Annotated in this window: 8 protein-coding genes; 1 reads left to right on the top strand and 7 read right to left on the bottom strand. The window is 53.9% G+C overall.

Annotated features, from left to right (window positions below; genetic code table 11):
• From rsxC to blr, 6 genes are all read right to left on the bottom strand, one after another.
• The coding region (gene rsxC / locus ACLJQD_RS08045; protein ID WP_410967612.1) for an electron transport complex subunit RsxC at window positions 1-1,974 on the bottom strand (1,974 nt) is incomplete at its 3' end.
• Window positions 1,967-2,545 carry an electron transport complex subunit RsxB gene (gene rsxB, locus ACLJQD_RS08040; RefSeq protein WP_017441032.1) on the bottom strand — a complete coding sequence of 193 codons (579 nt, stop codon included), beginning with the start codon at window positions 2,543-2,545 and terminating at the stop codon, window positions 1,967-1,969. The genes rsxC and rsxB, both read right to left, overlap by 8 nt.
• Window positions 2,545-3,126: an electron transport complex subunit RsxA gene (gene rsxA, locus ACLJQD_RS08035; protein WP_000133179.1), complete on the bottom strand. Its 582-nt coding sequence runs from the start codon at window positions 3,124-3,126 to the stop codon at window positions 2,545-2,547. Before rsxA ends, rsxB begins: the two co-directional genes overlap by 1 nt.
• Window positions 3,127-3,202: 76 nt before the next feature.
• Window positions 3,203-3,643 carry a DUF2569 domain-containing protein gene (locus ACLJQD_RS08030; RefSeq protein ID WP_000214061.1) on the bottom strand — a complete coding sequence of 147 codons (441 nt, stop codon included), beginning with the start codon at window positions 3,641-3,643 and terminating at the stop codon, window positions 3,203-3,205.
• Window positions 3,644-3,731: 88 nt separating this feature from the next.
• The gene (gene ydgT / locus ACLJQD_RS08025) at window positions 3,732-3,947 is read right to left on the bottom strand and encodes a transcription modulator YdgT (RefSeq protein WP_000217946.1); all 216 of its coding nucleotides are present in this window, start codon (window positions 3,945-3,947) and stop codon (window positions 3,732-3,734) included.
• A gap of 297 nt (window positions 3,948-4,244) precedes the next feature.
• Window positions 4,245-4,370 (bottom strand): division septum protein Blr, encoded by a 126-nt coding sequence (gene blr / locus ACLJQD_RS08020; protein WP_001708800.1) that lies wholly within the window; start codon window positions 4,368-4,370, stop codon window positions 4,245-4,247.
• A gap of 207 nt (window positions 4,371-4,577) precedes the next feature.
• Here blr and ACLJQD_RS08015 point away from each other — a divergent pair, with 207 nt between their 5' ends.
• Window positions 4,578-5,618, top strand: coding sequence for an oxidoreductase (locus ACLJQD_RS08015; RefSeq protein ID WP_000998242.1), 1,041 nt, complete (start codon window positions 4,578-4,580; stop codon window positions 5,616-5,618).
• Between the two features lie 74 nt (window positions 5,619-5,692).
• Here ACLJQD_RS08015 and add read toward each other — a convergent pair whose 3' ends face one another.
• Window positions 5,693-6,694: an adenosine deaminase gene (add, locus tag ACLJQD_RS08010; protein WP_000565565.1), complete on the bottom strand. Its 1,002-nt coding sequence runs from the start codon at window positions 6,692-6,694 to the stop codon at window positions 5,693-5,695.
• Between the last annotated feature and the right edge of the window lie 193 nt (window positions 6,695-6,887).

The following is a 6,887-nucleotide window of genomic DNA, read 5'->3' as shown; positions in this document are numbered from 1 at the left end:
GCGGGCGATGGCCGCTTCCACCGCGGCTTTACGCGGATCGACCGGTTCGGCAGGTTCGCTTCCGGCCTGCTGCTCCTGTTTACGAGCTTTGGCGCGGGCGATGGCCGCTTCCACCGCGGCTTTACGCGGATCGACCGGTTCGGCAGGTTCGCTTCCGGCCTGCTGCTCCTGCTTACTGGCTTTGGCGCGGGCGATAGCCGCTTCCACCGCGGCTTTACGCGGATCGACCGGTTCGGCAGGTTCGCTTCCGGCCTGCTGCTCCTGCTTGCGGGCTTTGGCGCGGGCGATAGCCGCCTCCACCGCGGCTTTACGCGGATCGTCGCCGGGTATCGCGCTGTCAGCCATCGGATGAGCGGCTTGTTTAGCGCGCGCTTGCGCTTTACGCGCTTCACGGGCCGCGATGACGGCGCTATTGTCTGGCAGACTACCCGCCTGAATAACCACCGGTTGCGTGGCCTGCGCCTGTTTCTCTTTTACCCGCGCCAGCGCAGCGGCAATGGCGTCCTGATCTTTTGCCGCTGGTTGTACTGCTGCGCTCTTGTGACGTGCAAGGCGGGCGGCTTTTTCACGCTCCAGTCTTGCCTGACGAGCCTCAAAACGTGCTTTGGCTTCGGCGGCGCGTTTTTCTTCAAGCCTGATTGCATTAATCTCTGCTTTTTCCTGACGGAAATATTGGACGAGCGGAATATTACTTGGGCAGACCCAGGCGCAGGCGCCGCATTCTATACAATCAGCAATATGGTGAGCGGTAGCCTTGTCATGCTGCTGCCCTTTGCTGAACCAATAAAGCTGCTGCGGTAAAAGGTCGGCAGGGCAGGCGTCAGCGCAAGCGCTGCAACGAATACAGCTTTTCTCTTCCTGAGGCGCTCCCATTTCAGTCACGGATGGCGCCAGCAGGCAGTTGGTGATTTTTACGACCGGTACGTCAAGCCAGGGAAGGGTGAATCCCATCAACGGGCCGCCCATGATGACCATCTGGTCAGCAGAAGGGCAGAACCCGGCATCGTTAAGCAAATGACGAACGGGAGTGCCGAGCCGCGCCCAGACGTTACCCGGACGGCTTACCGCTTCACCCGTTAAGGTGACGACGCGTTCTGTGATCGGTTCGCCGTCAATCACGGCGCGTTTAACGGCATAAGCCGTACCGACGTTTTGCATCAGCACGCCAATATCAGAGGAGCGCCCGCCGTGGGGAACCTGTTTTCCCGTCAGTATTTGGGTAAGCTGTTTTGCGCCGCCGGAAGGGTATTTGGTTGGGATCACACGTAACGAAATATCGTGGGCGTCAGCCAGTACGGCGCGCAGCATGGAAATAGCCTGCGGTTTGTTATCTTCAATGCCGATTAATACCTCACGCGGTTGCAGAATATGCGCCAGGATGCGAATACCTTCCACAATCTGCGCGGCGCAGTCCTGCATCAGACGATCGTCCGCCGTAATGTAAGGTTCGCACTCTGCGGCATTGATAATAAGCGTGGTGATTTTATCGCCGCCGCCCTGCAATTTAACGCCGGTGGGAAACCCTGCGCCGCCAAGCCCGGCAACGCCATACTGATGAATGCGTTCAATGAGCGCTTCACGGCTGTGGGCGCGGTAATCAGACCAGCCCTCGCGTTCAATCCAGCGGTCCTCGCCGTCGGCATCAATGATGACGCTTAACTCCGCCAGCGCCGAAGGATGCGCCGTCGAGTGGGGGGCAATAGCGATAACCGTCCCGGAGGTGGGCGCGTGTACCGGCAGCATTCTCCCACGTCCACGGGTAAGCGCCTGGCCGCGTAGCACGCGATCGCCGACGCTAACGCACAGCTCGCCCTCAGCGCCAATGTGCTGTTTTAAAGGGATAACAAAGCGCGGCGCTAAAGGCACCTGGCGCAGCGGCGTGCCGTTTGACTGGGTCTTCATTTCGGGCGGATGAATACCACCGTCGAAATCCCAGATTTTATCTTTTCTGAAAGCGGAAAATAGTTTAAGCATGTTGTTCCACGGGAATGATGCGAACGGGAATGGTGTTCAAATCCCATTTCCAACTGTCGGGCGTCTCATTCACCGGACGTAATTCGATGCAGTGCGTCGGACACGGATCGACGCACAGATTACAGCCAGTACAGAGATCGCACATGACCGTGTGCATGGCGCGCGTTGCGCCAACGATGGCGTCAACCGGGCAGGCCTGAATACATTTTGTGCAGCCAATGCAGTTATTTTCATCAATAACTGCCAGCATACGTACTGGCGCGGCCTGCTGTTCTTCACCATCGCATGGCTGCGGCTCTACGTTTAGCAGCTCTGCCATTTTCAGCATGACGGCTTCGCCGCCGGGCGCGCAACGATTGATTTTCTCGCCCTGGAGACCCACGGCTTCAGCGTAGGGGCGACAGCCGGGATAGCCGCACTGACCACACTGGCTCTGCGGCAAAATCGCATCGATTTTTTCAACAACCGGATCATCTTCAACCGCGAATCGGCGGGAGGCATAACCCAGAATGGCGCCGAACACCAGGCCCAGAAGGGTCAGGGCGCCAACGGCAATCCAGATAGTATTCATTACAACTTCACCAAACCACTAAAGCCCATAAAGGCCAAAGACATTAATCCTGCGGTAATCAATGCTATCGCGTTACCACGAAAAGGGGCGGGCACATCCGCCACGGCAAGGCGTTCGCGGATGGCGGCAAACAGAACCATCACTAATGAAAAACCGACGGCGGCGGAAAATCCGTACAGCGCCGACTGAAGAAAGTGATGACCGAGATTAATATTCAGTAACGCTACGCCCAGAACCGCACAGTTAGTGGTAATCAGTGGTAAGAAGATGCCTAACAAGCGGTATAACGCCGGGCTGGTTTTCCGCACAACCATTTCGGTAAATTGCACGACCACAGCAATGACGAGGATAAAGGCCAGCGTCCGCAGATAAATCAGATCCAGCGGAATAAGTATCCAGGTGTCGATAAGCCAGGCGCATATCGACGCCAGCGTCATGACAAAGGTCGTCGCGAGGCCCATCCCCATGGCGGTTTCCAGTTTTTTGGATACGCCCATAAAGGGACAAAGGCCCAGGAATTTGACCAGTACAAAGTTATTGACCAGTACAGTTCCGACAAAGAGCAGCAGGTAATCAGTCATGTTTCGGCCTGAAATAAAAAAGCCGCCTATTATCTGTCAAACTACCACAGGCGACAACAGGTTAACTGTAGGGTTATTACGGATTAACAAACGTTGTTTTAACGCGCGCTGAACGTTTGAGATAAGGCACAATGAGCGCCGTCGCCAACAGTGGGAAGAGTAACTGACGCACGGCAAAGGCATCTGAGACGGGCGAAAAGGCAAATGCTTTAACCGCCAGTAACACCGACACCAGCAGCCAGATAATGTAATGCTTCGGCACGCAGCGTCTGCGTTTGAAGAATGCGATTGTCAACCACAGGGTATAGTACCACATGGCGATAGCGGTAATAAATGAAATGCCCCATAGCAGTAAATTACCGGTTTCCTGTCCGCTAAGCGTCTTGAACGTTTGCGGTGTGGCAAGCGCCATAACGTAGAGTAATAACGCCAGCGAGGCGCTCAACAACGCGACTAACAGCCAGGCTAACGGGCCAAGAAGCCAGCCTCCAATTCGTTGTGGCGGTGTTGTAGTCATATCTTCTCCGGGGTTACGCGCATTAACGGCCATGCCGCTCATTTTGGGGCAAATATTATAAGGTTTTTGATGTTAAACGCTACTTTCTTTATTGCACATAGCGCCAGACGGATTGCGGAACCTGACCTACATCAAACAGGCGTCCTCCGGAAACCAGTTCGGCACGGCGGTGATCTGCAGCGCGATACATATTAACAATGTCCATGTCATCAGTAAGGGTATAGTTAAGGTGGTCGAACAGTTTTTCCAGACTTTCGAGCGAACTAATTTTGCGGAATTTTAATAGATAATCCTGAACAGTCATATAAAGTTGATCCATATTAAATATAATGCCAACGGAGTAGTCACTGATAAAAAATAAACAAAACCGCACCAGTGAGAGGTCAGGGGTGCAGGTAAAAAGGGAATATTCTTACCGGTAAAGAGTCAGGCGCCACATGGCGCCTGGGGCGAAAGGTTAACGCGCTTTCCTACAACAGGCAATAAACGTCAGACCAGATAGGACATATTTCGTTTTTTTTGCCGGTTTTTGACTTTTCTTTGTACCCCCCGGGGCGCCGCTTACCGTACCACGCGAAAATGCCTTTACATTATCTGACGCTTACTTCTTCTGGACGGAAGCCGTGGGCTCTGGTGGTTGGTAATTGTCAATATGGTTGGCAATACCTAAAAGAATGACTGAGATAACGAGAACTATCCACCCAGTTAATTCAATAAGACGATTCATTATTGACGACATTTGCTTTGATTTATCCATAAACACAGAGGGTAAATGTTACTTTCCTGGCGAACGGTCGGCAAGAGGGAGGGAAACGTTTTCAGCCTCTGTTCTGTAACAAGTTAATCATTTGATGCTACGTTGATGGTCAGGACGCTATTGCGGCTAATCGCACGATGGTGTGGAATAGCGATATCTAAAACCGGAGGCAGTGAGATGAATGACAAAATCCGCGTTGGGTTAATCGGTTATGGCTACGCCAGTAAAACCTTTCATGCGCCCTTAATTATGGGAACGCCAGGGCTAGAGCTTGCGGCGGTATCCAGCAGCGATGAAACAAAAGTGAAAGCAGACTGGCCGGCGGTTTCCGTGGTCTCTGAGCCCCGACATTTATTTAACGATCCGCATATCGACCTGATCGTGATCCCGACGCCCAACGATACCCATTTCCCGCTGGCGAAAGCTGCGCTGGAAGCCGGTAAGCATGTGGTGGTTGATAAACCCTTTACCGTGACACTGTCACAGGCGCGAGAATTGGATGCGCTTGCGCGGAGCACTGGCCGGGTACTTTCCGTCTTCCACAACCGACGCTGGGACAGCGATTTTTTGACGCTGAAGGCCTTGCTGGCGGATGGCGTGCTCGGCGAGGTGTCCTTGTTTGAATCCCACTTTGATCGCTTCCGTCCCCAGGTGCGCGACCGCTGGCGCGAGCAAGGCGGGCCGGGAAGTGGTATCTGGTACGATCTGGCGCCGCACTTGTTGGATCAGGCCATTCAACTTTTTGGCCTGCCGGTCAGCATGACGGTGGATTTAGCGCAGCTGCGTCCGGGCGCGCAATCTACAGATTATTTCCACGCGATTTTATCCTACCCCCAGCGCCGCGTGATTTTGCACGGTACGATGCTGGCCGCGGCGGAATCCGCGCGATACATCGTTCATGGTTCGCGCGGTAGCTATGTTAAATATGGCCTCGATCCCCAGGAGGAACGGTTAAAAAACGGCGAGCGTTTACCGCAGGAAGACTGGGGATACGACATGCGTGACGGCGTATTGACCCTGGTTGAGGGAGAGACGCGCAAAGAAGAAAACTGGCTTACGTTGCCGGGTAACTATCCGGCATATTATGCCGCCATCCGCGATGCGTTAAACGGTAACGGTGAAAATCCCGTGCCGGCAAGTCAGGCGATTCAAATTATGGAGTTGATTGAACTGGGCATGGAATCGGCAAAACATCGCGCGACGCTGTGTCTTGCCTGAGATGTCGCATTTCTTCGCCTGGGATAGCATTAAACCGCAGGCGGAGAGAGGGCGTTAGCATCAATAAAGCAATTTTACGCCGCGGCCACTTTTTCGCGCAGCGCACGTTTTTCGCCATCGCTCAGAAAGGCGATTTCCAGACCGTTAATCTGCGCCTGGCGAATCTGTTCGCGGCTCAATCCTGCCGCTGGCGCGGCGACGTGATATTCATGGATAATATCTACGCCCTGAACAGCCGGATCGTCCGTATTAAGACTGGCGAGAACGCCATGCTCAAGGAAGGTTTTGAGCGGATGATCTGCCAGCGATGCGACGGTACTGGTCTGAATATTCGAGGTCAGACAGGATTCAATACCGATACGCTGCTGTGCAAGAAAATCCATTAACGCGCGATCTTCGACAGCTTTTACGCCATGTCCGATACGCTCGGCCCCCAGTTCGCGAATCGCCTGCCAGATACTTTCCGGCCCTGCGGCTTCGCCAGCGTGAACGGTAATATGCCAGCCCGCATCGCGCGCCCGATTAAAGTGCGACAAAAACAGACTGCCGGGAAAGCCCAGCTCATCACCGGCTAAATCCAGCGCGGTGATTTTCTCTCTGTGCGCCAGCAGCGCATCAAGCTCCTGTAAACATGCCGCCTCGCCGAAGGTGCGGCTCATAATGCCAATGAGTCGCGCCTCGACGCCAAACGTGTTACAGCCGTCGCGTACACCGTCGATAACGGCTTCAACCACGCCTGCGATCGGTAACTGATGCGCCATCGCCATATAGCCGGGCGAAAAGCGAAGCTCGACGTAATGCAGGCCGTTACGTGCGGCATCTTCAATATTTTCAAAGGCCACACGGCGGCAGGCGTCAAGCGATGCCAGGACTTTTACCCCCCAATCGAGCTTCGTGAGAAAGCTCACTAAATCGGGTTCGGTTGAGGTGACCTGGACATGCGGAATCAGCGTTTCCAGCGTTTGGGCGGGAAGGGCGATGTTGAACTGCCGACCAAGATCCAGAATTGTTTGGGCGCGAATGTTGCCATCAAGGTGGCGGTGGATGTCAGTCAAAGGAAGCGTAATATCAATCATGGGCGCACTCAATTTTTAATAAAAGTGCGCACCATTATACTACAGATTAATAATGCTCTGGAAATTTTGCAAAAACGGAGTCATTACGTTGCAACTTCGCGAGAGCGCGGGAGAAATTTTGTATCATTCTCTTTAACGCGCCCCCGGTCAGCTCACGGGAGTTGTCTCTGTTATCGCATCTTAGGATAAAGGG

Origin of the sequence: Salmonella sp. SAL04214 (assembly GCF_046550615.1) — a bacterium.
GTDB classification, from domain to species: Bacteria; Pseudomonadota; Gammaproteobacteria; order Enterobacterales; family Enterobacteriaceae; genus Salmonella; species Salmonella enterica.
The sequence above is the reverse complement of the archived record's forward strand: the minus strand, read 5'-3'. Positions and strand labels throughout refer to the sequence as shown.

Bases quoted from the DNA above. Each gene is read 5' to 3' on its own strand.
- rsxB (WP_017441032.1), bottom strand. From the start codon at position 2,545: ATGAATACTATCTGGATTGCCGTTGGCGCCCTGACCCTTCTGGGCCTG.
- rsxA (WP_000133179.1), bottom strand. From the start codon at position 3,126: ATGACTGATTACCTGCTGCTCTTTGTCGGAACTGTACTGGTCAATAAC.
- ACLJQD_RS08030 (WP_000214061.1), bottom strand. From the start codon at position 3,643: ATGACTACAACACCGCCACAACGAATTGGAGGCTGGCTTCTTGGCCCG.
- ydgT (WP_000217946.1), bottom strand. From the start codon at position 3,947: ATGACTGTTCAGGATTATCTATTAAAATTCCGCAAAATTAGTTCGCTC.
- blr (WP_001708800.1), bottom strand. From the start codon at position 4,370: ATGAATCGTCTTATTGAATTAACTGGGTGGATAGTTCTCGTTATCTCA.
- ACLJQD_RS08015 (WP_000998242.1), top strand. From the start codon at position 4,578: ATGAATGACAAAATCCGCGTTGGGTTAATCGGTTATGGCTACGCCAGT.
- add (WP_000565565.1), bottom strand. From the start codon at position 6,694: ATGATTGATATTACGCTTCCTTTGACTGACATCCACCGCCACCTTGAT.